The 24,999-nt window shown below is 40.4% G+C and carries 20 protein-coding genes, 5 tRNA genes and 2 pseudogenes; 21 read left to right on the top strand and 6 right to left on the bottom strand.

The window, feature by feature from the left end:
* Window positions 1-108 precede the first annotated feature (108 nt).
* The 7 genes from ACTRWE_RS06340 (at window position 109) to ACTRWE_RS06310 (ending at window position 10,587) form a co-directional block, all read left to right on the top strand.
* Entirely contained in the window at window positions 109-1,230 is a 1,122-nt protein-coding gene (locus tag ACTRWE_RS06340) for a 4-phosphoerythronate dehydrogenase (RefSeq protein ID WP_076923121.1), read from the top strand.
* 45 nt (window positions 1,231-1,275) lie between these two features.
* The gene (locus ACTRWE_RS06335; RefSeq protein WP_462879684.1) at window positions 1,276-2,292 is read left to right on the top strand and encodes an aspartate-semialdehyde dehydrogenase; all 1,017 of its coding nucleotides are present in this window, start codon (window positions 1,276-1,278) and stop codon (window positions 2,290-2,292) included.
* 351 nt (window positions 2,293-2,643) lie between these two features.
* The gene (locus ACTRWE_RS06330; RefSeq protein ID WP_462879683.1) at window positions 2,644-6,642 is read left to right on the top strand and encodes a FimV/HubP family polar landmark protein; all 3,999 of its coding nucleotides are present in this window, start codon (window positions 2,644-2,646) and stop codon (window positions 6,640-6,642) included.
* Between the two features lie 169 nt (window positions 6,643-6,811).
* Window positions 6,812-7,606, top strand: coding sequence for a tRNA pseudouridine(38-40) synthase TruA (truA, locus tag ACTRWE_RS06325; RefSeq protein ID WP_036981890.1), 795 nt, complete (start codon window positions 6,812-6,814; stop codon window positions 7,604-7,606).
* A 176-nt stretch (window positions 7,607-7,782) separates the two neighbouring features.
* The gene (accD, locus tag ACTRWE_RS06320; protein ID WP_069438649.1) at window positions 7,783-8,658 is read left to right on the top strand and encodes an acetyl-CoA carboxylase, carboxyltransferase subunit beta; all 876 of its coding nucleotides are present in this window, start codon (window positions 7,783-7,785) and stop codon (window positions 8,656-8,658) included.
* A 25-nt stretch (window positions 8,659-8,683) separates the two neighbouring features.
* On the top strand, window positions 8,684-9,949 hold the full coding sequence (folC, locus tag ACTRWE_RS06315; protein WP_069438648.1) for a bifunctional tetrahydrofolate synthase/dihydrofolate synthase: 1,266 nt from the start codon (window positions 8,684-8,686) through the stop codon (window positions 9,947-9,949).
* Window positions 9,950-9,960: 11 nt separating this feature from the next.
* On the top strand, window positions 9,961-10,587 hold the full coding sequence (locus ACTRWE_RS06310; protein WP_462879682.1) for an SPOR domain-containing protein: 627 nt from the start codon (window positions 9,961-9,963) through the stop codon (window positions 10,585-10,587).
* A 68-nt stretch (window positions 10,588-10,655) separates the two neighbouring features.
* Here the strand turns inward: ACTRWE_RS06310 and ACTRWE_RS06305 are convergent, their stop codons facing one another.
* A complete protein-coding gene (locus ACTRWE_RS06305; protein ID WP_462879681.1) occupies window positions 10,656-11,858 on the bottom strand; it encodes an IS256 family transposase in 1,203 nt (400 codons plus the stop codon).
* Between the two features lie 335 nt (window positions 11,859-12,193).
* Between ACTRWE_RS06305 and ACTRWE_RS06300 the strand changes: the two genes are divergently transcribed.
* Both ACTRWE_RS06300 and purF read left to right on the top strand, forming a co-directional pair.
* Complete coding sequence (locus ACTRWE_RS06300; RefSeq protein ID WP_008111063.1) at window positions 12,194-12,688, top strand: CvpA family protein; 495 nt, start codon at window positions 12,194-12,196, stop codon at window positions 12,686-12,688.
* A gap of 18 nt (window positions 12,689-12,706) precedes the next feature.
* Entirely contained in the window at window positions 12,707-14,233 is a 1,527-nt protein-coding gene (purF, locus tag ACTRWE_RS06295; protein ID WP_138563644.1) for an amidophosphoribosyltransferase, read from the top strand.
* A gap of 87 nt (window positions 14,234-14,320) precedes the next feature.
* Here the strand turns inward: purF and ACTRWE_RS06290 are convergent, their stop codons facing one another.
* Window positions 14,321-14,920, bottom strand: a complete 600-nt coding sequence (locus ACTRWE_RS06290; RefSeq protein WP_036981893.1) for a Yip1 family protein — start codon at window positions 14,918-14,920, stop codon at window positions 14,321-14,323.
* Between the two features lie 199 nt (window positions 14,921-15,119).
* Between ACTRWE_RS06290 and miaE the strand changes: the two genes are divergently transcribed.
* Entirely contained in the window at window positions 15,120-15,890 is a 771-nt protein-coding gene (gene miaE, locus ACTRWE_RS06285) for a tRNA isopentenyl-2-thiomethyl-A-37 hydroxylase MiaE (RefSeq protein ID WP_036981894.1), read from the top strand.
* 243 nt (window positions 15,891-16,133) lie between these two features.
* Here miaE and tnpA read toward each other — a convergent pair.
* Window positions 16,134-16,528: pseudogene (tnpA, locus tag ACTRWE_RS06280) on the bottom strand (IS200/IS605 family transposase).
* A 38-nt stretch (window positions 16,529-16,566) separates the two neighbouring features.
* Between tnpA and ACTRWE_RS06275 the strand changes: the two are divergent.
* The 4 genes and pseudogenes from ACTRWE_RS06275 (at window position 16,567) to ACTRWE_RS06260 (ending at window position 19,079) form a co-directional block, all read left to right on the top strand.
* Window positions 16,567-17,793, top strand: a complete 1,227-nt coding sequence (locus ACTRWE_RS06275; protein ID WP_011327282.1) for an RNA-guided endonuclease InsQ/TnpB family protein — start codon at window positions 16,567-16,569, stop codon at window positions 17,791-17,793.
* Window positions 17,794-17,851: 58 nt separating this feature from the next.
* Window positions 17,852-18,202: pseudogene (locus ACTRWE_RS06270) on the top strand (DUF3369 domain-containing protein); the annotation flags it as partial.
* A gap of 20 nt (window positions 18,203-18,222) precedes the next feature.
* Window positions 18,223-18,594: a sensor histidine kinase gene (locus tag ACTRWE_RS06265; RefSeq protein ID WP_252729905.1), complete on the top strand. Its 372-nt coding sequence runs from the start codon at window positions 18,223-18,225 to the stop codon at window positions 18,592-18,594.
* A 155-nt stretch (window positions 18,595-18,749) separates the two neighbouring features.
* Window positions 18,750-19,079, top strand: a complete 330-nt coding sequence (locus tag ACTRWE_RS06260; RefSeq protein ID WP_254843661.1) for an ATP-binding protein — start codon at window positions 18,750-18,752, stop codon at window positions 19,077-19,079.
* A 19-nt stretch (window positions 19,080-19,098) separates the two neighbouring features.
* On the opposite strand, the gene ACTRWE_RS06255 is transcribed toward ACTRWE_RS06260, so the two are convergent.
* Together ACTRWE_RS06255 and ACTRWE_RS06250 are read right to left on the bottom strand one after the other, a co-directional pair.
* A complete protein-coding gene (locus tag ACTRWE_RS06255) occupies window positions 19,099-19,833 on the bottom strand; it encodes a UDP-2,3-diacylglucosamine diphosphatase (RefSeq protein ID WP_036981895.1) in 735 nt (244 codons plus the stop codon).
* A 67-nt stretch (window positions 19,834-19,900) separates the two neighbouring features.
* A complete protein-coding gene (locus ACTRWE_RS06250; RefSeq protein ID WP_008111051.1) occupies window positions 19,901-20,392 on the bottom strand; it encodes a peptidylprolyl isomerase in 492 nt (163 codons plus the stop codon).
* Window positions 20,393-20,546: 154 nt separating this feature from the next.
* Between ACTRWE_RS06250 and cysS the strand changes: the two genes are divergently transcribed.
* Window positions 20,547-21,926: a cysteine--tRNA ligase gene (gene cysS, locus ACTRWE_RS06245; protein ID WP_013465454.1), complete on the top strand. Its 1,380-nt coding sequence runs from the start codon at window positions 20,547-20,549 to the stop codon at window positions 21,924-21,926.
* A 188-nt stretch (window positions 21,927-22,114) separates the two neighbouring features.
* A complete protein-coding gene (locus ACTRWE_RS06240; RefSeq protein WP_462879679.1) occupies window positions 22,115-23,011 on the top strand; it encodes a DMT family transporter in 897 nt (298 codons plus the stop codon).
* Window positions 23,012-23,042: 31 nt separating this feature from the next.
* Here ACTRWE_RS06240 and folD read toward each other — a convergent pair whose 3' ends face one another.
* Window positions 23,043-23,897, bottom strand: coding sequence for a bifunctional methylenetetrahydrofolate dehydrogenase/methenyltetrahydrofolate cyclohydrolase FolD (folD, locus tag ACTRWE_RS06235; protein ID WP_013465452.1), 855 nt, complete (start codon window positions 23,895-23,897; stop codon window positions 23,043-23,045).
* A gap of 347 nt (window positions 23,898-24,244) precedes the next feature.
* On the opposite strand from folD, the gene ACTRWE_RS06230 reads away from it, so the two are divergent.
* From ACTRWE_RS06230 to ACTRWE_RS06210, 5 genes are all read left to right on the top strand, one after another.
* Window positions 24,245-24,321: transfer RNA gene (locus ACTRWE_RS06230), tRNA-Pro, on the top strand.
* A 56-nt stretch (window positions 24,322-24,377) separates the two neighbouring features.
* Window positions 24,378-24,454, top strand: a tRNA-Arg gene (locus tag ACTRWE_RS06225).
* Window positions 24,455-24,478: 24 nt separating this feature from the next.
* A tRNA-His gene (locus ACTRWE_RS06220) sits at window positions 24,479-24,554 on the top strand.
* Window positions 24,555-24,571: 17 nt separating this feature from the next.
* Window positions 24,572-24,648: transfer RNA gene (locus ACTRWE_RS06215), tRNA-Pro, on the top strand.
* A gap of 54 nt (window positions 24,649-24,702) precedes the next feature.
* Window positions 24,703-24,779, top strand: a tRNA-Pro gene (locus ACTRWE_RS06210).
* Window positions 24,780-24,999: the final 220 nt, after the last annotated feature.

The raw sequence follows: 24,999 nt of genomic DNA, 5'->3' as shown, positions 1-24,999 counted from the left end.
GTAAACCTTTAACTATTTTAAAGCCGAGCAAAATGCTCGGCTTTTTCGTTTGTGCAAATAGGCGGTTGTTCGTTACAATAGGGTCTCATTTTGCCAAACGGATTCACAATGAAAATTCTTGCCGATCAAAATATGCCTTTAGTTGAGCAATTCTTTAAAGATATGGGTGAGGTTGAACGATTTGATGGCAGGCAATTAACTCCAGAACAACTCATTGATGTTGATGTATTACTCACTCGTTCAGTCACGCAGGTCAATAGTGAATTATTAGCACAGGCTAATAAGCTAAGCTTTGTAGGTACAGCCACTATTGGTGTGGATCATATTGATACCGATTTGCTCAACGCAAAAAATATTGCTTTTACCAGTGCACCAGGCTGCAATGCGATTGCGGTTGCTGAATATGTGATCAGTAGTTTATTTGCATTAAGTCAAGAAAACGCCAGCCCATTAAGCGGGAAAACAATTGGTATTGTGGGTGTGGGTAATATTGGTAGTTGCCTCGCGCACAAGCTAAAAGCACTTAACGTTAATTTACTATTGTGCGACCCAATAAAGCATGAGCAAGGGCTATTACCCGAGCACGTTGAGCTTGATGAGCTATTAGCGCAGTCAGATATAGTCACGTTTCATGTGCCGTTAGTAAAAACAGGTACGCATAAAACACTGCACATGCTTGATAAAAAGCGCTTAACTACGCTTAAACCTGGGCTTACTTTAATTAACGCCAGCCGAGGTGATGTGATTGATAATCAAGCATTACTTGAGGTGATGGAAGCAGGCGCTGAGCTCGATTTAGTGTTGGATGTGTGGGAAAACGAACCTAACATTTTAACCGAGTTACTTGAGCATGTTCGCTATGCCAGTGTGCACATTGCCGGACATACTCTTGAGGGTAAAGCTCGGGGTACACAAATGTTGTATCAAAGCTTGTGTGAGCTAAAAGGGGTTAACGCAATAAAATCGCTTGATGATTTTTTACCGCCTCCTGCAATTAAAAAAGTCGCCCTAGGAAGTAGTTTTAGCGAAACAGATATAGCCCGCTTAGTGCACTTAGTTTATGACGTACGCCGTGATGATGGCATTTTACTGCGTCACTTGGCCGATAAAGGCTTTGACAGTTTACGAAAAAATTATCCAACCCGACGTGAGTTTAGCACCGTGGTGGTTGAAGGTGATAGCACCGAGCTTGCTGCACTTGCGCAGCTTGGTTTTACTACAGCAAACTAATTTAATTAGCACGGTTGTTTTAATCGTGCTTACAGAGGATGAAATATGTCGCAAAAATATAACGTTGCCGTACTCGGCGCTACAGGCCTTGTAGGTCGTCAAATCATTGAAACTTTGGAAGAACGTAAATTTCCGGTCGATCAGCTGTTTTTATTAGCAAGCAGCCGCAGTGCTGGCGAAGATATAAAGTTTCGTGGTGAGACCATAGAAGTACGTGATGTTGAAGGCTTTGACTTTAGCCAAGCGCATATCGGCTTATTTTCAGCAGGTGGCAGTGTATCAGAAAAATATGCCCCTATTGCCGCAGACGCTGGCTGTATCGTTATTGATAACACATCTCACTTTAGAAATGACTTTGAAGTGCCGCTTATTGTGCCAGAAGTAAATGCATCGAGTTTAGCCGATTTTAGAAATCGTAATATTATTGCCAACCCTAATTGTTCAACCATTCAAATGATGCTTGCGCTTAAGCCTATTTATGATGCATACGGCATTGATCGTATTAACGTTTCAACTTACCAAGCGGTGTCGGGAGCGGGTAAAGAGGCAGTTGATGAACTGGCTAAACAAACTGCAAATTTAATGAATGCACGCCCAATGGAAAACGAAATATTTCCTAAGCAAATTGCGTTTAATGTAATACCGCAAATCGATAGCTTTGAAGATAACGGCTATACGCGCGAAGAAATGAAAATGGTAAACGAAACGCATAAAATTTTAGGCGATACAACCATTGCGGTAAACCCGACTTGTGTTCGCGTCCCTGTATTTTTTGGTCATTCTGAGTCAATTAATATTGAAACGCGTATGCCTTATGATTTTGAGCGTGTAAAGCAACTCTTGAGTGATGCGCCAGGTGTTGAGCTAATTGATGATGCTGGCGACTACCCAACGGCTGTGTCGGATGCCAGTGGTAATGATACTGTTTATATCGGCCGTTTACGTGCTGATATTTCACACCCACATGGATTAAATATGTGGGTAGTAAGTGATAATACCCGTAAAGGGGCTGCAACCAATAGTGTACAAATAGCAGAAGAACTGATTGCTAATTATATGTAATTAGCCTGAAAATAGTGATAATTTCAATAAACGGCAAACCACAGTGGTTTGCCGTTTTTTTATGCTTTAACCGCCATTTTTTTGCCACTTATTAACTGAGAGAGTGTAAACATCTTGATAAACAACATAAAAACATTTTTATCATGATGTTTAAGGTATTTATTTTCAATGCGTTGCGATGGATATTATGGCTTAACTGGTTTATAGTTTGTAACTGGAATAGAGCTTGCAATAAAAATAGATTGTAATAAAAATGTGCGTTGGCCACGTGGCTAACAACGGCAAGAATAATCAATGTTTAAGCGCCAATTTTAAAGCGCTGCGTTAACATTTAAACATTAAAGGATCAGCATGCGCGGTTTCGTTTCACTTATTATATTAGCGTCTGCACTGATGGTAACGACTGTTTACTCTCAAGACAGTACCCAATTAAGAGGGCCTAAAGGCGCAGATTACGGCGCGCAGGGTCGCTCTATTGGGCCAATAAAACCAACCGATACACTTTGGCGTATTGCCGTTAAAGTTCGCCCAGATAACTCAGTCAGCATTTATCAAGTTATGCAGGCCTTGTATAACAAAAACCCCAACTCATTTTTAGAACAAAACTTAAATCACATGCAAAGTGGTTCGTATTTAAAAATACCTACTTTGGCAGAAATTAGACGAGTAAACCCGCAATTAGCTAAGCAACGTTCTGAGCAAGACGATGAACTGTGGGAAAAAAAGAAAAATGGCACACTCACTCAAGCAGAGATCAATTCAGCACAAACACAAGTAACCCAAGCCCGCAAAGCAGACGTTGATGAAGCCAAAAAAGAATTACAACAAGAATTAAAAGCGATTAAAACAGATCAAGGTAATAAATTAGTTGAGCTTCAGCAGCAGTTTAAAAGTTCGGTTAGTAACGTAGAAGAGATTTTAGTTGAAAACAACAACCTTAAAAAACAGCTGACAGGTATTTCAAACGAGTTAGAAAACGTTCGTTTACAATTAGGCCAAGATAGTGAAATTCAACAACAGTTAAAAGAATTAATCGTTAAGCAAAACGAGATCATTGCACAGCAAAAATTAAAAGATGCAGAGCAAGAGAATGAATTTAGCTTTGCTGCATTACTCTCGAATCCTTTGGTACTCATTTTATTAATGACCATTCCAGCGTTGTTGATTATTTTTGCTGTAGTTATGTGGCTGCGTAAGCGTGGTAATAACCAAGAACCTGAGAGTAACGATGATGAATTTATACCACAAGCGCCTGCTTATACTGACCCTTTAGATGAAATGCCAGAACCCACGCTTGACGAAGCGCCTGCTCCCGATCCACTTGATGATTTAAGTGTGCAGTTAGATGAGAACATGGATGACGTATTACTTGATGATGATGTGGAATTTAATGATGATCTCGATGATGACAGTTTATTAGATCAAGATGAGTTAGAAAGCTTACTTAATGATGATGTTGTTTTTGAAGATGAAAATACTGAGGGCGATGAACTTGATGTTTTCATGCAACAAGATTTTGATAGCCCTGATGAAGATGACACGGGCGATACAATTAATCTTGACGAATCGGATGATATTTTAAGTGCGGATGATTTAGATAGCCTGTTTGATGAAGAAGATGACGATTCATTACCAGATGAACCCCAAGGTGAATCGAATGATGATATGGCTGCACTCAGTGAAGAGCTCGCCGAAGAGGGCGAAGACTTCGACATTGATGATTTACTCGATGAAAATAATGAGCAGGCAACTGACACATCAGCAGACGATGACGAATTTGATATTGACGATTTACTCGATGCAGAGCAACCCGCTACTGCACAGAGTGAAGAAACCGATATTGACAGCTTAGTTGATGAAGATGACGAATTTGATATTGACGATTTACTCGATGCAGAGCAACCCGCTACTGCAAAGAGTGAAGAAACTAATATTGACAGCTTAGTTGAAGAAGATGACGAGATTGACATTGATGACTTGCTTGCTGCAGAGCAACCCGCTGCTGCAGAGAGTGAAGAAACTAATATTGACAGCTTAGTTGAAGAAGATGACGAGATTGACATTGATGACTTGCTTGATGCAGAGCAACCCGCTGCTGCAGAGAGTGAAGAAACTGATATTGACAGCTTAGTTGATGAAGATGACGAGATTGACATTGATGACTTGCTTGATGCAGAGCAACCCGCTAATGTAGAGAGTAAAGACGCGGATATTGACAGCTTAGTTGATGAAAATGACGAATTTGATATTGACGATTTACTCGATGCAGAGCAACCCGCTACTGCAGAGAGTGAAGACGCGGATATTGACAGCTTAGTTGATGAAGATGGCGAATTTGATATTGACGATTTACTCGATGCAGAGCAATCGGCTACTGAAGCTCAAACTGAAGAGCCAAATATCGACAGCTTAGTTGATGAAGACGATGAAGTTGATATTGATGAATTGCTCGATGCTGAACAACCAACTACTGAAGCTCAAACTGAAGAGCCAAATATCGACAGCTTAGTTGATGAAGACGATGAAGTTGATATTGATGGTTTGCTCGACACTGAACAACCGTCTAATGAGGCTCAAACTGAAGAGCCAGATATTGACAGCTTAATTGATGAAGACGAAGTAGATATTGGCGATGTACTAGATACAGAGCAACCTGAAAGTGATGTTCATGATTCTGAAATAGATCATGCATTAGCGGACTCAATTGAAGATTTAACTGACGCGCAAGAAGAGTTAAATAGTGAAGATGTAGAATCTATCGCTTCATCTTTTGCTGAGCCTGAGCCAGAAACTGAAGCAGAGCAAGAAATTGCAGCAGAGCCTGAACTTGATGTTGAATCAGAAGATGATTTTACTGATACGTCATCTAATTTACTCGATCTAGAAGACGCGCTTGATGAGTACAACGATGAAAATCTCGATAGCGCTGATGAGCTACTGAGCGAGTTAGAACAAACAAGTGATGATTATGTAGAAGCACCTGATTGGTCAGTTGATGGTTTAGATGAGCAATCTGAATCAGAAACAGAGCCAGAACTTGAAGCCGAACCAGGGCTTGAAGCAGCGCCTGATGTTGGATCAGAAGATGATTTTACCGATACGTCTTCAACCTTACTCGACCCAGAAGATGCGCCTGACGAATACGATGATGAAAACTTCAAAAGTGTTGATAATCTTTTAAGTGAGCTTGAGCTAACAGGCGATGAGGATGAACAAGTACCTGATTGGTCAATGGATGACTTAGACGATGATCTTGATGAAGAGGAAATTGATTTAGGCGATGATCCGCTTGCTGGCGATATCCAAAGCAACGATTTATCGTCAGAAGACGATGAGCTATATGAGCCTGAAATAATCACCCCAAGTGAAGAACTTGGGGAGTATCCTGAGTTAGAGCTGGATGATGAACTGCCTTTATCTGATGAGGAACAACAATCACTAACCCCAGAAGAGCTACAAGGTGATAATTTAGATGGTGATGCCACAGGCATGTCACCCAGCCAAGCAGAGCAAGATCTTGCTAATGCTCTATCAGCAGGTAAAGACCTCGATAGTTTAGAAGATGAGTTTGATGATGAGCTGTTACTTAACAATGAGTTTTCAGAGTTAGATATAGAGCAAGCTTTAGGTAATGATATTTCAGAGTCTGCAGATCTGACTGAACAAGCTGCAGATGAGCAAGTTGTTAGCTCTAATGATGATTTTGACGATGATCAATTTGATGCGTTAACAGAGACAGCTGAATTTACCGATCAGCAAACAAATGCTGATCGTGAAGCTGATTTAACGCAAACGTCAGTACCGTCAGAATCAGAAATGATTTCAGATGATGAACTAGATGATGAGTTCATGGCTGATTTAACACAAACAGATTTTGATTCATTACTGAATGAGTTGGCTGAACCTGATGATGTTGATTTAAGCGACAGCAGTGAATTCAATGTTGATTTTAATAGCTTACTTAATGAAGATTTAGCTGATGATAAAGCACCATCGTTGCAAGAGCTCATTGAGCAACCTGAGGTTACTGAGCCATTAGATCAAGATGACTTTGTTGATATAGATGCATTACTTGAGCAAAGTGATGATGCGGATATAGATCACGAACCCTACACCGACGTCGATATGGATGTCGGTTTAGGTGACTACGATTCATTACTTGCTGGTGATAACCCTATGGATGTCGATACTCAAAGTGGTGGTTACTCGGCAAAGCTTGATCTTGCTCACGCATATATAGAGATAGATGATGCTGACTCGGCAGTTAAAATCTTAGATGAGATTATTAATAATGGCCCAGACGATGTGCAAGAAGAAGCACAAAATCTAAAAGCTAAGCTGAAAAACTAACAATAGCTAATCCTGAAAAGGATATCTGAGCTGTAAAACCCGTTATTGGCTAACACTAATAACGGGTTTTTTGTATCGCATAGTTAGGAACCTTAGTTCGCTGCTTTTATTGGAACGCCATATAGCATAAAATGCAGCGTCGATTAGCACAGTAGGTAAAGCAGTAATTATGCGAGTAGCACTTGGAGTAGAATACAATGGCGCACGTTACAGTGGTTGGCAGCGTCAATCACACGTAAATAGTGTACAACAAGAAGTAGAAAAAGCGTTGTCGCGCATTTGTAATCATCCAGTTGAAATTGTATGTGCAGGGCGTACCGATGCCGGTGTACATGGCACTGGACAAGTAGTGCATTTTGATACACATGCTGAGCGTGAAATGGTGGCCTTTACATTAGGCATGAACACCTTATTACCCAAGGATATTGCTATTCGTTTTGCACAACCTGTGGCGGAAGACTTTCATGCCCGCTTTAGTGCAACTGCTCGTCGTTATCGTTATGTTATTTACAATTATGCGTTTCGTGGTGCGGTATTAAATGAAGGTGTTACACATTTTCATCACCCATTAGATGAAATGAAAATGCAGCAGGCGTGTCAATATTTACTAGGTGAGCATGACTTTACCTCGTTTAGAGCGCTGCACTGCCAAGCTAATACGGCAACGCGAACGATTCATCATTTATCGGTACAGCGCCAAGGTGCTTATGTCATTATTGATATTAAAGCTAATGCGTTTTTACACCATATGGTACGTAATATTACGGGTTGTTTAATGGATATTGGCTTACATAAACATGAACCAATTTGGTTAAAAGAGCTGCTAGATGTTAAAGAGCGAGCTAAAGCGAGCGCTACAGCAAAAGCAGCAGGTTTATATTTAGTGGATGTTGATTATCCAGAACATTTTAATATCCCTAGAACGCCGCTAGGACCATTGTTTTTAGCCGATAGTGATATTTGATAAGTAACGAGATGCGTATATTTTGAGGCTAAATTTATACGCTGTTATTCGTATTGCTAACTACTAAGACCAGTTTTTTATACCGTGACAGCGTAATTCATGTTTTAATTGGAAAAATTTGTTTGCATGGTTAACATGTAGACCCGCGACACAGAACAGCATTAAGAGAGTTGCAAATGAGTTGGCTAGAAAAAATCTTACCAAAAACGACTAAGTCTTCAGGTCGTAAAGAAATTCCAGAAGGTGTATGGGCTAAGTGTACGTCATGTGATTCAATTTTATATAAAGCAGAATTAGAAAAATCACTGAACGTATGCCCTAAATGCGATCATCATATGCGTGTTAGTGGTCGTAAACGTCTTGAACAGTTTTTAGATGAAGGCGATCGTCACGAGTTAGGTGCCCAACACGAGCCTAAAGATGTGCTTAAATTTAGAGACTCAAAAAAATACTCAGATCGTATCAATGCAGCTCAAAAGTCAAGCGGTGAAAAAGACGCGCTTGTCGCAATGAAAGGGAACCTAAAAGGTATTCCGGTTGCTGCTGTTGCATTTGAATTCTCATTTATGGGTGGCTCAATGGCATCGGTAGTGGGTGCCCGTTTTGTTGACGCGGTTGACCAATGTTTAGAGCATAATATGCCGCTGATTTGTTTTTCTGCATCGGGCGGTGCACGTATGCAAGAAGCTCTTATGTCACTTATGCAAATGGCTAAAACCAGTGCGGCACTGGCTAAAATGACTGAAAAAGGCCTACCGTTCATCTCGGTAATGACAGATCCAACAATGGGTGGTGTATCAGCATCATTGGCAATGCTTGGTGATATTAACGTTGCAGAGCCTAAAGCTTTGATTGGTTTTGCCGGTCCGCGTGTTATTGAACAAACTGTTCGCGAAACGCTACCAGAGGGTTTCCAACGCAGTGAATTCTTGTTAGAACATGGCGCAATCGACATGATTATAGATCGTCGAGAAATGCGCGATACGCTAGCACGCGTACTTGCTAAATTTATGAACTTGCCTTCTACGGAACAAGAGCATAGAGTAGCGTAAATTTCAGCTTTACTGATTACATGCTATGACAAAAACAATTCCTAGCCAATCATCAAGCCTTGATGATTGGCTTTGTTATTTAGAAAGTGTTCACCCTGCAAATATAGAGATGGGACTTGAACGCGTCGCTACTGTTGCAAACAACATTGGCTTATTAAACACTTCCAGCAAAATTATTCTTATTGGCGGCACAAACGGCAAAGGCACAACTGCGCGCTGTTTAGAATCGTTATTAATTGCGCAAGGTTACAGCGTAGGTACGTATGCCTCCCCGCATTTAATTCGATACAACGAGCGAGTGCGCGTTAATGGCGCAGAGCTTGATGATCAATACCATGTCGATGCGTTTAATTTATTAGAACAAGGTCGTGGTGACACCCCACTGACTTATTTTGAATATGGCACCTTAGGCGCGTTAGCAATATTCAAGCGTTTAGAGGTTGATTACGTGCTGTTAGAGGTAGGTTTAGGCGGGCGTTTTGACGCGACCAATATTGTTACCCCCTATGCCAGCATCATTACCACGATTGACTTAGATCATAAAGAATACTTAGGTGACACGCGTGAATTAGTTGCTTATGACAAAGCGGGTATTTTTCGAGAGAGTACTCCTGCAATTATTGGGGACTTAAATATTCCGCATACAATGACCGATTATGGTAAAGAAATTAACGCTAATATGGTGTTATCTGGCAGCGACTTTATTTTTAAAGAGCACGCGCAGAGTTTTAGTTGGCAATTTAAAGAGCATAATCTTGAGTTACCTAAACCAGCAATTCCATGTCAAAACGTAGCCACGGCACTAACCGCACTATCGGTATTAAACTTATTACCGAGCGATGAGGTGATTACTCAGTGTTTAGTGAACTTAGTCGTTGAGGGACGTTTTCAACAACTAAGTGCAGAGCCATTAGTGTATACCGATGTGGCACATAACCCTGAATCAGCTCGCTATTTAGCGACTAAATTAGCAAGCTATAAAGATAAAGGCTTTAAAATTCATGCATTAGCCGCTATGCTTGCTGATAAAGATAAGGTCGGTGTGCTTAAAGAAGCTAGTGATGTAGTAGATGAATGGTCGTTTGCGAGCTTAGAGGGCCCACGCGGCGATAGCGCTGCTAATCTACATCAGGCACTTTTAAGTATTCCTAATAGTTATTTTAAACAGGGTTATAATAGCGTAGAGGCAGCATTGGATACTATCTTGCCAAACCAGCCAAGTAACACACTATTAATTGTATTTGGTTCATTTTTTACCGTGGCTGGCGCTATTCATTACTTTAAAAAATAGAGAGGATGTCGGTGAACTCAGGTTTTATTAATCGCTTAGTCGGTACAAGTATTGTGGTGATCGCAGCAATTGTGTTTATTCCCAATATACTCGATGGTGAAAAAGCGTACTATAAAGAAGGCTTTAAAGCGATTCCAGAACGCTCTGAGTTCAAAACTATTGATTTACAAAAATCAATTGATCAGCAAGTGGCAAATACAGAACCATTAAAAGAGGATGAAATTGAAGATATTCAGCCTGATGATGCTGCATTTGAGCAACAAAACAGCTCTGCTGAAACTGACGTTACTGCACAGCCAGCAATGGTTGAAGCGGTCATAGCCGATACAAAGCAAGGCACAGTAACTACCGGGCAAAATAACGCTACGCGTAATACTAATGAAAACTTAACAAGTATGGCGTATGTCATTCAGCTTGGTAGTTTTTCTCATGCGGCAAATGTAAAAGCGTTGCAGGCAAAGCTAAAAACGAAAGGTTTTAAAAGCTTTACTAGGCCAATTAAAACGCCAAATGGTACTTTAACTAAAGTATTTGTAGGGCCGTCATTAAATAAAAATGAGCTGCAGTCTCAACTTCCCGCGCTGAAAGAGCTAACTAAACTAAACGGTAAAGTTACTCAATTTGAAGTGACCAAATAAACTCAATAAAAAGGGAGTGTGTTTTTCGTGAGATGAGGGCGTTCAGAATTCTGTGTCAGCCTAAATTACTAAATATCTAGCACGTCATCTAACCTACCTTCGAAGTGAATGGCTAATTGCGACAATGTCAGGTTCCAACTGTGGATTGGCATTGTCCATTTCTTCGAGGCGTTCAATATGCCTGCATACAATAATTTCATCAAGCTATTTTCATTCGGGAATGCGCCTTTAGTCTTGGTCAATTTCCTAAACTGGCGGTGAACCGCCTCGATAGCATTGGTGGTATAAATGGCTTTTCGCACGTAATCTGGGTACTTGAAGTAAACCGACAGGTTCGTCCATTTACGACGCCAAGAGTCGATAACAATGGGATATAGCTTGCCCCATTTATCATCTAGCTCATCCAGTGCTGCTTCTGCGGCACCTTTAGTTGCTGCACGATAAACGGGTTTTAAGTCAGCCATAAAAGCTTTTTGGTGCTTAGAGGCTACGTACTTCATCGAGTTACGAATTTGATGAATAACGCACTGTTGAACCTCTGTTTCAGGATAGATAGTGCCAATGGCTTCAGGGAAACCTTTTAGACCATCAACACAGGCGATTAAAATATCGGATACGCCACGATTATGTAAATCGGTCAGCACTGATAACCAGTAGTTAGCACCTTCGCTTTCTGATACGTAGAGGCCAAGTAATTCTTTACGGCCTTCAATATTAATACCCAACACAGTATAAACCGCTTTGCTAACGTAGCGACTATTTTCCTTGATTTTATAGTGAATAGCGTCAAGCCAGATAAATGGATACAACGCATCAAGACTGCGAGATTGCCACGCTTTAAGCTCTGGTATTAGCTGGTCAGTCACAGCGGTTATTGTGGCTTCTGATACTTCAATGCCATACATTTCTTGAATGTGACTGCGAATATCACGATAGCTCATGCCTAACGCAAACATAGATAGGACTTTTTGGTCAATTTCTGGCGTTAACTTAGTTTGGTTTTTCTTAACAAGTTGCGGTTCAAAGGAGCCAGCGCGGTCTCTTGGTGTTTCAAGTTCAAATTGACCTACAGATGATTTAACGGTTTTTTTGCTAGTGCCGTTCTTACGGTTTGGTTGCAGATCAGATTCTAGATGCTGCTCTAGCTCTGCTCTGAGTGCAGCTTCAGTTAATTGTTTAATTAGCGGTGTTAAAACACCATCTTCACCAGTTAACCCTTTACCAGATTGAAGTTCAGCTAATGCTTTGTTGAAGTCAAAAGATTGAGTCATGTGTCACTCCTGTTTTCTTAATATTACTGAAATGACACAGATTTCTAAACACTACCCTTGAGATATTACACACTTACCTCGTTATATTTTTGATACGCTTAAATAGACCCTTACTCCATTTTTAGCTCGCTACCTTTACTTATCAATGCCCACACATAAATAGCAGAATATACGTGCTAGAAACAAAATATTTGTTATTTTTATAACGGTGAGACTGCGCTATTTTTAATCTAATAATGGTGTGTGTTTACTCACCTGTAATCTCACGCTTAAACTTGCATCACAAGGAGGTTTAGGTATAGAATGCGCCCAAAATTAGCGACTAATTGGTTCTTATGATCTGGGTTGATTACGCCATTATTGGCATTATTGCACTCTCTACCATCATCGGTTTAATACGCGGCTTTGTTAAAGAAGCTATGTCATTAGCGGTATGGGCAGGGGCTTTCATCATCTCCAGCTTATTTTATCAATATTTAGCTTCCTTCCTAACATCCATTTCTGAACCCCTTTTAAGAAATGCGGCGGCCATTGCCATATTATTCTTTGCGACGCTATTGTTAGGCGGTTTACTAAACTATATTTTAGGTGAGCTTGTACAGCGAACCGGATTATCCGGCACAGACCGTGTTTTTGGTGTGGTGTTTGGTGCTCTTCGAGGCGTGTTGGTCGTGAGCGCGTTACTCTTCTTTCTTGATGCTTTTACTGGTGCGCCTAATACGCATTGGTGGGGCAACTCCATTTTGATTCCAGAATTTGGCTTTGTAGTTGAATGGTTCTTTTCGTACCTAGAAAACAACTCGAGCTTTTTAAATTCAGTAAACCGTTAATCGGCGAGGATAAATTACATGTGTGGTATCGTTGGAATAGTCGGAACATCGCCAGTTAATCAGGCGATTTATGATGGCTTAACCGTTTTGCAACACCGTGGCCAAGATGCTGCGGGTATCATAACTATTGAGAACAATACATTTAGCTTGCGCAAAGCAAATGGCCTAGTGAAAGATGTATTTCACACTCGTCATATGAAACGTTTGCAAGGCAACATTGGCATTGGCCATGTGCGCTACCCAACGGCGGGTTCTTCAAGCTCGTCAGAGGCTCAGCCGTTTTATGTAAACTCTCCATTTGGTATAGCGCTTGCGCATAATGGTAACTTAACCAATGCTGAGTCGTTAAAAGAGCAGTTATTTTCAGAGGCACGTCGCCATGTTAATACGACTTCTGATTCTGAAATTTTACTTAACATCATGGCGCATGAGCTAAGTAAATCAGACAAACTAAAATTAGACCCTGAAGACATTTTCACCGCGGTTACTGAAGTCAACAATAAAGTAAGTGGCGGTTATGCCACTATCGCCATGATTATCGGTCATGGTATTGTGGCGTTTCGCGATCCAAACGGTATTCGTCCATTGGTGTTTGGTAAACGTGAATCAGCAAACGGCACTGAATACATGTTTGCCTCAGAAAGCGTAGCATTAAAGCCTGACGGTTTTGAATTTGTTCGTGACGTTGCCCCAGGCGAAGCTATCTATGTTACTGAAAATGGAGAGTTTCACTCTTTAAGCTGTGCAGATAAAGTGTCTTACTCACCGTGTATTTTTGAATTTGTTTATTTTGCGCGACCGGATTCAACCATTGACCGTATGTCAGTGTATGCAGCGCGTGTAAATATGGGGACTAAGTTAGGTGAAAAAGTAGCGCGTGAATGGGCAGACAAAGACATTGATGTGGTTATTCCTATTCCTGAAACCTCGTGTGATATTGCATTAGAAATGGCACGCGTGCTTGACTTACCGTATCGCCAAGGCTTTGTTAAAAACCGCTATATTGGCCGTACGTTCATTATGCCAGGTCAAGAGCTACGTAAAAAATCAGTTCGCCAAAAACTCAATGCGATTGACCGTGAGTTTAAAGGTAAAAATGTCCTACTTGTTGATGACTCAATTGTACGTGGTACCACCTCAGCACAAATTGTAGAGATGGCACGCGAGTCAGGCGCTAAAAATGTTTACTTTGCATCAGCAGCACCTGAAATACGCTTTCCAAATGTATACGGTATAGATATGCCATCTGCGGCAGAACTTATTGCACACGGCCGTGAAGTAGAAGATATTAACCAAAGCATTAGCTCTGATGGTTTAATCTTTCAATCGTTAAGCGATTTAATTGCTGCCGTTAGCCAAGAAAACCCAGAGATCACTAAGTTTGAAACATCAGTGTTTGACGGACAATACATTACTGGCGACATTGATCAAGACTATCTAAATCGTATAGATAAGCTGCGCAACGATTCAGCTAAAAGCATCCGTGAAAACGCGATGTCATCTAGTTTAGAAATACATAATCAAGATGAAAACGAATCTGATTAATAATGTAATGTTAGCCTGATAGTATTTTAAGGCTAATAAAAAAAGGAGCTTAACAGCTCCTTTTTTGCGTCTATGATAAAGGAATATTTAAGTAAACATGGGGCTGATAATACCGTTGGTCCATAGCATAGCGGTAAGTGCTAATATAATAACCAGTAAAATTAATCCACAGGTAACAACAGAGCTTGCATAAATAAAGCCGCGCTCCTGCGGAATGTGCATCAAAATTGGCACGCCGGTGTACAGTAAATAAACTGAGTAGGCCAGGGCCACTAATCCAACACACACCACAAACCACAGCTCAGGCCAAAAAGCAGCCAATGCTGACATAAATACCGGTGTAGCGGTATAAGCTGCCAGCTCAATTGTTTGGGTAAAAGTCGGTTTAGCACCAAAAGTAACCGCCATCCAATGGGCTAAATAGGCCAGTGCAAATACACCGCCAATTAAAGCGAAATACATGGCTGCGGCAATCATCAGTGCGCTTTCATGGGTTAAAAATACTGGATTACCTGTACCTATACTCCAGCCTAAGTAAACCGATGAGTAGTACCCCATTGCTGAGGGAAATAAAGCGATAAGCAAAATATGCGATAAGCTATAGGTTAAGCTTTCGTGACGGTTATCAATTGTTTGCCATTCTTCGAGTGGGTGGGCGTATAAGCCCCATAGGTGATTTAGTATCATTGCGTGCTCTCCATAAAAGGATATATTACTGTTTGGTTATAATTGGTTTGTTTTTATACAGTCCATTTAGTTATGGTTCAGTAAGTATACAAAGTCAAGTTATCCACATGCTTGCAATAAGAGCGAGTGTTTATTTTATTCAGCGTAATATTTCATGTTAAAATGCCATAATCGCAATTTTTAGCAATGAGTAGTCAGCGTGCCACATAGCCAGCTTTTAGAACCAATTAACAATTTTTTATTATGCAGTACTCCCGATGAGTGGGTTGAACAAGCAATCAAAAAAGAAAACTTACCCATCATATTAATTGATCACTTAATATGTGAATTAAAAGCGGCGCAAAGTGCCATGTTTTTAATTCGTAAGTATGCGGTAGATAAAGACAGCAGTGATGCACTGCTTGAATGGCTTAAACCGTTTGAAACGCTTATTTATAAACGTGAGGGAAATTGGCGTGATTTAGCGGCTAAAAATAAACTCACTAAATCCATTATCCCTAAATCTAACTCGCCTTATGGCCAAGATTTAATTGATAAAATGGTAATGCTGATAAAAGAAGAGCTGCATCATTTCTATCAAGTCCTCGAAATTATGGATGAATACGGTGTTGAATATAAAAGTATAACGCCATGTCGTTATGCCAAAGGCATGCTACGCAATGTTAAAACGTTTGAGCCTAATGCCTTAGTTGATAAGCTTATTGTAGGTGCTTACATAGAAGCTCGCTCGTGTGAACGCTTTGCCAAGCTTGCCCCGCATGTAGATAAACGCTTAGGGGATTTTTATATTTCATTGCTGCGCTCTGAGGCACGTCATTACCAAGATTATTTAACCCTTGCTCAAGACATTGCTGATTTTGATATTACCGAGCGGGTAAAAGAATTTGCTGAAATAGAATCACAGTTAATTTTATCTGATGACGAAGACTTTAAGTTTCACAGTGGAACACCGTTAAGTAAAAGTGCTTAGTATACTTGAGTGCTACAAATGCGTTATGTTGTTGTAGCACATACTTTAGTATCAAAATTATTTTTAAATTAGACACTTCCAAAACTCTCTCCTAATATTTAAGCAAGTCGAATTTTGAGTTATCAACGATCTATATTGCTTTGTAATTCATTTTAATAAATGGGCCATACCTTATTTATCGAAATTTTCCGAGAAAACCCATTGTTCGACGCGAAGCGTCGTCGATGGGATGAATCGGAATAGTTAGCCCTGCTCTTGAATGTATTTTCGAATTGTATCAGCAGCCGCATTTCCAACAGAGCAAACAAAATATCCGTCAGACCAAACTGTCTTTTTAACCCAGAATTGCTTTTAAACCATTTAAATCTCGACCATAGACTTTGCGTTGTAGATTGTTTAATTCTCCTAACGTAACTCGCAACGCTGATATTGGGAGAAATCGTTAGCAATATGTCTATATGATCTTTGTCCACCTCCATCTCTTCGATATTAAATTCTGAGCGCTCTGCAATTTCAGTGATTTTTTGTTTTACAAAATCACCTACATCACCTTTTAACAATTGTTTTCTATATTTAGCTACAAGTATTAAATATAGCGCTATTAAATATTTACAGTGAGACTTAGTTTCATATTCCATCTTGACAACTCATTTCCATACAGTAGTCTATACAGTGTATGAAAAAGACGCTTAGATACAACTACAGGCTAAATCCTACGCCAGAGCAAGAAGCTAAACTCGTTGAGTTTGGCGCGACAGCGCGTGGCATTTGGAACTTATTGTTGTCTGAGAACATGCGTCGATACGAGCACGATAAAACGTTTTTGTTTTACAAAGACATGGCCTCACTACTTAAAGATATCAAGACGTTCGAAGAGTTTAACTGGATCAAAGCGTTCGATTCTGCGGCAGCTCAACAAGTTGCCCGCGACCTGGAATTAGCGCTCAAGAATGCTTTTACTAAAGGTCGCTTGCAACGCTTTCCAAAGCACAAGATCTCATATAAAAAGAAAAAACTTCACAACGATAGTTTTCGAGCGGTCAATAACTCGAACTGTATCCGCATTGAAAATGGTGCTATCAGTATCCCAAAGGTAGGTAAGATACCCATTATCTTGCATCGCAAACTAGCAAGTAAAATCAAGACTGTAACTATCCAGTATCACCACGGAAAATGGGGATGCAGCATCACTCAAGAAGTTGAGTGCAAAACAGCTAAACAAGTTTTAAAAACAATCACAGGTTTTGACATTAACTCAAAGCAAACTGTTGTTGGCTCAGATGGTTTTGTGGTCGATAACCCCAAGTTTTTAAAGCAGTCAAAAACAAAGTTAAATCAATTGCAACGCCAGCTTGCACGCCGAACTAAAGGTTCAAATCGCTGGCAAAAAACCAAACAACGCATCAACAAATTACACGGCAAAATCTCACGGCAAAGGCTCGACTTTGCACACAAAATTTCACGCCAGATAACCAATGAAAATGACATTTTAGTGTTCGAAGATTTAAACGTAAAAGGGATGCAAAAGTTCAATGGCAGCATGGTTGCCGACAATGTGATGGGCTTAATTACTCAGCTTTCAAAATACAAAACTGAGCTTGAAGGTAAACTCTACCACGAGATTGGCAGGTTTGAAAAATCCACAGGGGTTTGTTCTGAATGCGGCCAACATCATGTTTTAACATTGAACGACAGATATTTCACATGTACGGCTTGTGAAACTTACCAAAGCCGAGACTTGTCAGCGGCTAAAAGCATAGCAAAAACAGGTGAATTAGATTTGATTGCGGCTGGGATCGTCGCAAGGGTTACCCCCACATCTCAGCAGAAATCAGCCATTAAAACGAAAGTCTTCGAGCTATCGAAGTTTGCTGTTGGAACTGAGAAAAAAGAAGCAGCCTAGTCTCTAAGTCAAGGCTGTAGAAGCCCATTGATCGACACGGAGTGGCGTCGATGGGGAGTTCACAGATGTGGTGATGGAGGAGGATGACTCGGGTCTGCGTTTAGTGAATACTATTCGAGAGGTCATCGGTAACGCAGAAATGCGTATTGTGCTGTTAAGAGGCAACCTGGTTTTGCACCAGAGAGCGGTATCATGAAAATGCTCGATATCGATGAATACTGGAATAAATCAGATATTACAGCAGATAAGCTGCAATCAATTGTTAATAGTAACATACGTACATGGGAGTATATTTCACAAATTAGGTCAGCTAAGCAAGGTTTATAGCTGGTGCTTGAAGCATCTAGAAGTATTAACGCTAAGCACGATATGGCCTCTTTCCTATGCTGTGCTTAAAAAAATTAGCAGTTTCAAAATCAGCTATTAGCCTTGTCACATAAATTACATATTGAAAAGATAGAGCTAGATATCGTTAATCGTGAGCTTGATGCCACAATTAAGCAGCAACTGCAAGAAGGGTTAATTGAAGCGCAAAAACTATCCTCATTAGGGTTGCTCGTGGCAGGTGTTGCTCATGAAATGAATACGCCTATCGGTGGAACCGTTATTTCTGTTTCAAATGCAGATATGTCATTGAATAAATTAAATGAAGCGATGAAACAGGGGCAGACTAAATCAACGTTAGAAAGTATTACAACAAGTATTGGAGAGAGCCTAGCGCTGGCTAAAATTAATTTAAATAAAACCGCCGTATTAGTAAAAAGTTTTAAAAAAATGGCGATTGATCGCCATAATGATTAATTTATAGCATGTGATATTGAAAAAATTATTGAAGAGCTATTATTGTCATTAAACTCCAGGTTAAAAAACTCGCCAATAAAAGTGAAAACTGTTTTTTACTTAATAAACATATAATTAGCTTGCCAGGTATTATTTCTTAGGTGGTCGAAAACTCAGTGGTTAATGCGCTAAACCATGCTTTTGATGAAAAGCAGGAGGGGGTAATAGAAATAAAAGTCGAACAAGCGACTAATAATAGGGTGAGGCTGAGCGTGTCAGATAATGGCAAAGATGCTAATGGTGAGATAAAGGCAGATATATTTGAACCCTTTTATACTACAGCTAGAGGTAACACGGGTTTAGGTTTATATATAGTTTATCAATGGGTAACCAAGGTTTTAAAAGGGGACATCAAACTTCATTCAGAACCACAAAGCGATACCTATTTTAAAACACAATTTATTATTACTTTACCTGACTTAAAAGCAAAGTCTCATTACAATTAGTCAATAAAGGCTAAAAACCCTACAAGGGGGTCGAAACTAACTCTTGAAAATTAGGGGTCACCACTAAATACGATCCTTGAGTATACCAATCGCCCAATACTGTGCGAGTAAGCGTTTGGTTATTAACTTCATAGGTATGTACATCAGGGCGGTGAGTATGGCCGTGGATCATATTAGCCACGTTATGTTTGGCGAAGGTTTCGAGTACTGCGCTTTGCACCACATCCAGTATTTCTATTGGCTTATTAGCTTGGCTGAGCTTACTTTTTTCACGTGCATCACGGGCTATTTTTTTACGATACCACAATGGCATAGCAAGCATAAGTTTAGGCCACCACCAACCACGGCTCTTTCGACGAAACTTTTGGTACTCAACATCCTGGGTACACATTTCATCACCGTGCAAAATGACAGTAGGAGTGCCGTAGAGGTCGATCACTGTTTGCTCATTCAGTAAGGTCATTCCTGCCATATCGGCGTACTGTTCTCGCATGATAAAGTCGCGATTACCGTGTACAAAATAGATAGGAATACCTAAGTTATTAACCGCTTTTAGTTGTTCTGCCACTGCTGCTGAGAGTTCGCTAACATAATCGTCACCAACCCAAACTTCAAAAAAATCACCTAAAATATATAGGGCGTCTACTTTTTGAGGAACAATATGGGAGTGTAAAAATTTAAAAAATGCCGCTGTAATATCTGGGCGATTTTCACTCAAATGTAAATCGGCAATAAAGTAGGTTTGGCGAGTCATGGTGATTCCAGTTAAATAAAAGCGGGTGAATACCCGCTTTATGTATTCTGTGAAGAATAAGGAGGTTTTAGCTTACAGTTACACTTTCAATTACCACATCTTCAAGTGGTACATCTTGGTGAAAACCATTACTACCTGTAGCAACACCTTTGATTTTATTTACTACGTCCATGCCTTCCACTACTTCAGCAAACACACAGTAACCCCAGCCTTGTGATGTTTCACTGCTGTGGTTTAAAAAGTCGTTGTTATTCACGTTAATGAAAAATTGCGCTGTAGCTGAGTGTGGATCAGGCGTACGCGCCATTGCTAAAGTACCTACTTTGTTAGATAGGCCGTTGTTAGCTTCATTTTCAATTGGGTCGTTTACTTCTTTTTGCTCCATGCCAGATGCAAAACCACCGCCTTGAACCATAAAACCATCAATTACACGGTGAAAAATAGTGCCGTTATAAAAACCTGAGTTTGCATACTCTAAAAAGTTTTTTACTGTATTTGGAGCTTCGCTTTCGTGCATTTTAATGGTGATATCACCAAAGTTTGTGTGTAGAACAACCATGAGGTTTCCTATAGCTAGTTTAAATATTGGCGCTATTTTATCGTAGTTGACTCAGATTAACAAAGTAGATGTTAGGTTTGTTATAAACCGCTAGAGCCCGTGCTTAGCAAGTGGTAACATAGCTTTTCTGTTAATCGTGAAGGAAAGCAACTAAATGGTACAAATATACAACACACTGACACGCCAAAAAGAAGAGTTTAAACCTATGGTCGATGGAAAAATCGACATGTATGTGTGTGGTATCACCATTTATGATTACTGTCACATTGGCCATGCACGCACATTTGTGGGTTTTGATGTAATTGTTCGCTACCTTCGCCACTTAGGTTACGATTTAAAGTATGTACGTAATATTACCGATGTTGATGATAAAATTATCAAGCGCGCAAATGAAAACGGTGAGGCGATTAACGACTTAACCGTTCGTATGACTAAAGCCATGCATGAAGACTTTGACAGTTTAAATATGCTACGTCCTGATATAGAGCCAACCGTAACCGGCCACATGGATGAAATTATTGCTATGGTTGAGCGTTTGATTGCCAAAGGCCACGCTTATGTTGCAGCCGATGGCGACGTTTTATTTGATGTTTCTACCTTTGAGCAATACGGAGCTCTTTCGCAACAAGATTTAACCATGTTGCAATCAGGTTCGCGTGTTGAAGTAGCTCAAGATAAAGACGATCCTCTTGATTTTGTTTTATGGAAAAAAGCCAAAGCAGGGGAGCCGTCGTGGTCATCACCTTGGGGTGAGGGTCGCCCTGGTTGGCACATAGAATGTTCAGCAATGAGCTCTAAGCATTTAGGTGAGCATTTTGATATTCATGGTGGTGGTTCAGACCTACAGTTCCCGCACCACGAAAACGAAATCGCGCAATCATGTTGTGCAAATAATGGCCAGTATGTAAATACTTGGATCCACACCGGTATGGTACAAGTGAATAAAGAGAAGATGTCTAAATCGTTAGATAACTTTTTTACCGTTCGTGAGGTATTAAAACAATATGACGCAGAGTCGGTTCGTTACTTTTTAATATCAGGTCATTACCGCAGTCAGCTCAATTACTCTCAAGAAAACTTAGACCAAGCACGTTCGTCTCTTGAGCGTATTTACACCGCATTACGTGGCGTTGAGCCAGTTGAATGTGAGCTTGAGGGTAATGAGTATGTGGCTAAGTTTAGAAAAGCCATGAATGATGACTTTAATTCGCCAGAAGCATTACCGGTTGTGTTTGAAGTTGCTAAAGAGCTAAATCGTGTAAAAGACAGTGATAGCGAAAAAGCAGGACATTTAGCCTTTATTCTACGTAGCTTAGGTGAAATACTTGGTATTGCTCAACAAGCACCAGAGGCATTTTTACAAGGCGGTCAAAACGACGATGAAGTGGCTGAAATTGAGGCACTGATTGTAAAACGTAATGACGCACGTGCCAGTAAAAATTGGGCTGCAGCAGATGAAGCTCGCGATGCTCTAAATGCGTTAGGTGTAGTACTTGAAGATTCAGCGGGAAAAACAACGTGGCGTAAAGCTTAAGGTTTGTTGAGCTTTGCGGATTTAGCCATAACGCGCTGAACACAAAAAAAGGGTTGCCATAGGGTAACCCTTTTTTGGTTATATCAATTGCATTAGATTGATTATGCTTTTAATAAAATTGATATTGTTGACCTCAATTATAGTTGAGGTTTTAAACTCGCATTCATCAATTTAAAAATGGAAAATTAATGAATATTTTACTTGCCATGATCCCAGCTTTTTTATGGGGAACGACTTATGCGGTAACTAAATACGCAACCCCAGAGTGGCCGCCAATTTTGCTAGGAGCCATACGTGCACTCCCTGCTGGTTTATTATTGTTGTTATTTAAACCTTCTTGGCCAACGGCTAAACAGTGGCCAGGCATTTTTCTAATAGGCGCAATCAATATTGCGTTGTTTTTTAGTTTTATTTTTGTAATGGCGATTAATTTACCTGCTGCGATTGCAGGTGTCGGTATGGTGTCTGTACCGGTAGTGGCATTATTGTATGCCTGGCTTGTTAAACGACAACAGCCAGCGTTAGTGCAAGGATTTTGTGCCCTTGCTTTAGTGGTTTTAGCATGGCGCTTATTTGACCCACAACATATTGCACTTAATTTATTGGGAGTAGTGGCACTGATAGGGGCGCTATTGACTATTGTTATAGGCAGTACGCTGGTAAAAAAAGTGACCGCTAAAGTACACTGGTGGACGGTACTTACGTGGCAATTAATCATTGGTGGCAGTTTGCTAGCGATTGCTGCTGCAATACAGGCTTTTTATTTTGCTCCCCAGCAGTATCAATTTTTAACTGCATCAATAAATATCACCCAATGGCTGGCGTTATTTTGGCTAGTGGTGCCTAACACTGCTTTAGCCTATATTTTGTATGTTTGGTTATTAGGGCGAATGACAGTGGTTGAATTTACTTTTGGCACTATAGCTAACCCAATTGCCGGCATTTTATGTGCAGGGTTATTGATTAACGAACAATATGAAAGTTGGCAGTACGCGATTATGTTATTAATGATCGTATTTTCGGTATTGCCACAAGGCTTGGCATTAATAAAACGAAGAATGATGATACAAAAAGCCCGCAATTAAGCGGGCTCTTCATTACTTTATTTTTTGTTTATTAGCTGTGATATTTTTCACACGCTTCTAGCGTATTTTCAATTAAGCTGGCAACCGTCATTGGGCCCACACCGCCTGGTACAGGGGTAATAAAGTCAGCTTTTTGCTCTGCAACTGCGTACTCTACATCACCCACTAATTTACCGTTGTCTAAACGGTTAATACCTACATCAATAACAATGGCGCCGTCTTTTATCCAATCACCCGGAATAAATTCAGGTTTACCCACTGCTACAACCAGTAAGTCAGCACGACGTACATGCGTTTCTAAATCTTGGGTAAACTTATGGCAAACAGTGGTGGTACATCCGGCGAGTAACAGCTCAAGTGACATAGGTCGACCCACAATATTAGAGGCACCAACAACCACAGCATGCATGCCTTTGTAACGTACGCCGGTTGAATCTAGTAAAGTAATAATACCCTTAGGTGTACATGGACGAAGAGCAGGCATACGCTGTGCTAATCGGCCAATATTATAAGGGTGAAAACCATCAACGTCTTTGTGTGGAGTAATACGCTCAAGAATTTTTTCTGCATCTAAGCCCTCTGGTAAAGGGAGCTGCACTAAAATACCATCAATTTCACCATCAACATTCAACTCATCAATTAATGCTAATAGCGCTTGCTCTGTGGTGTCTGCTGGTAAGTCGAATGACTTAGAAATAAAACCAACCTCTTCACAGGCTTTACGTTTTGAACCAACGTAAACTTGGCTTGCTGGATCTTGTCCAACAAGTACCACAGCTAATCCTGGGGCTCTAAGGTTTTGTGCAACACGTTCTGAAACTCGTTCAGCCACTGCGCTACGTACTTGTTTTGCTACTGCTTTACCATCAATGATGTTTGCCGTCATGGGTGACCTTTAATTAGGTTAATTAACTTGATACCGATACATTTAAAAAACGAATGCATATATAGGGGTTAAAATGCCGATAAAGAAAACACCTTTATCTTACTCATTTTTTAATATGGCGACTATTTTCGCAGAAAAGCGGTTAAGCGCCAAGTTGCTTTTAAAGTATAAGCGCTCGAATTATAAAAAAGAGTTTAAATTTTATCCCTGTATCGTAATATTTGACCATTATGAACTAAAAATGAGCAATTGATTTGTTTTCTTAAAAAAACGTTTGACCTAACCCAGTCAAATCACTATTATGCACCCCGTTGTCAACGAGGTCACTCGCAGACAATAGTAAGTATCGGCGATTAGCGCAGTTTGGTAGCGCACTTGGTTTGGGTCCAAGGGGTCGCAGGTTCAAATCCTGCATCGCCGACCATTTTTTATGTTTATTCATAACAATTTAACTTACTAGTGAACTATGAAGTTTTCGATGCGCCCATAGCTCAGCTGGATAGAGCAACGCCCTTCTAAGGCGTCGGTCGAAGGTTCGAATCCTTCTGGGTGCGCCATTTTGAAAACACTGTAATGCCGTGGTGATTGTAGCTCAGTTGGTAGAGCCCCGGATTGTGATTCCGGTTGTCGTGGGTTCGAGCCCCATCAGTCACCCCAATTTACAAAAAGAATATCGGCGATTAGCGCAGTTTGGTAGCGCACTTGGTTTGGGTCCAAGGGGTCGCAGGTTCAAATCCTGCATCGCCGACCACTTTCTTATAAGTGGTCTTAAATCCAACATTTAAGTATTCAAGAAAAGTTATATCGGCGATTAGCGCAGTTTGGTAGCGCACTTGGTTTGGGTCCAAGGGGTCGCAGGTTCAAATCCTGCATCGCCGACCATTTTCCCCTAAGTAAAACACATCTAAATTCTACTTTTATTACACAACACTCTTAATTTTTTCTTTATTTATCGTATTTTCACTTAATTAGTCTGTTTTTTATTCGCTTAGTCGTTATCTACCCTGATCTACCCCAAATAATTGCCCCCTACACTCGACTATCATAAATATTAGGTTATAATGCCGCGTCTATTTGTTTAATAATATAGTGCCCTAAGGGC

It is taken from the genome of Pseudoalteromonas sp. G5_S1_54_S4, from assembly GCF_054968565.1.
This window is presented reverse-complemented; position numbering and strand designations above follow the sequence as displayed.

What these genes read in the sequence shown, in the direction of transcription:
- ACTRWE_RS06250 (WP_008111051.1), bottom strand. Translation starts at nt 20,392, where the DNA reads ATGGTTGTTCTACACACAAACTTTGGTGATATCACCATTAAAATGCAC.
- folD (WP_013465452.1), bottom strand. Translation starts at nt 23,897, where the DNA reads ATGACGGCAAACATCATTGATGGTAAAGCAGTAGCAAAACAAGTACGT.
- purF (WP_138563644.1), top strand. Translation starts at nt 12,707, where the DNA reads ATGTGTGGTATCGTTGGAATAGTCGGAACATCGCCAGTTAATCAGGCG.
- ACTRWE_RS06340 (WP_076923121.1), top strand. Translation starts at nt 109, where the DNA reads ATGAAAATTCTTGCCGATCAAAATATGCCTTTAGTTGAGCAATTCTTT.
- ACTRWE_RS06305 (WP_462879681.1), bottom strand. Translation starts at nt 11,858, where the DNA reads ATGACTCAATCTTTTGACTTCAACAAAGCATTAGCTGAACTTCAATCT.
- ACTRWE_RS06300 (WP_008111063.1), top strand. Translation starts at nt 12,194, where the DNA reads ATGATCTGGGTTGATTACGCCATTATTGGCATTATTGCACTCTCTACC.
- ACTRWE_RS06330 (WP_462879683.1), top strand. Translation starts at nt 2,644, where the DNA reads ATGCGCGGTTTCGTTTCACTTATTATATTAGCGTCTGCACTGATGGTA.
- truA (WP_036981890.1), top strand. Translation starts at nt 6,812, where the DNA reads ATGCGAGTAGCACTTGGAGTAGAATACAATGGCGCACGTTACAGTGGT.
- ACTRWE_RS06240 (WP_462879679.1), top strand. Translation starts at nt 22,115, where the DNA reads ATGAATATTTTACTTGCCATGATCCCAGCTTTTTTATGGGGAACGACT.
- cysS (WP_013465454.1), top strand. Translation starts at nt 20,547, where the DNA reads ATGGTACAAATATACAACACACTGACACGCCAAAAAGAAGAGTTTAAA.
- ACTRWE_RS06275 (WP_011327282.1), top strand. Translation starts at nt 16,567, where the DNA reads ATGAAAAAGACGCTTAGATACAACTACAGGCTAAATCCTACGCCAGAG.
- folC (WP_069438648.1), top strand. Translation starts at nt 8,684, where the DNA reads ATGACAAAAACAATTCCTAGCCAATCATCAAGCCTTGATGATTGGCTT.
- ACTRWE_RS06290 (WP_036981893.1), bottom strand. Translation starts at nt 14,920, where the DNA reads ATGATACTAAATCACCTATGGGGCTTATACGCCCACCCACTCGAAGAA.
- ACTRWE_RS06335 (WP_462879684.1), top strand. Translation starts at nt 1,276, where the DNA reads ATGTCGCAAAAATATAACGTTGCCGTACTCGGCGCTACAGGCCTTGTA.
- accD (WP_069438649.1), top strand. Translation starts at nt 7,783, where the DNA reads ATGAGTTGGCTAGAAAAAATCTTACCAAAAACGACTAAGTCTTCAGGT.
- ACTRWE_RS06255 (WP_036981895.1), bottom strand. Translation starts at nt 19,833, where the DNA reads ATGACTCGCCAAACCTACTTTATTGCCGATTTACATTTGAGTGAAAAT.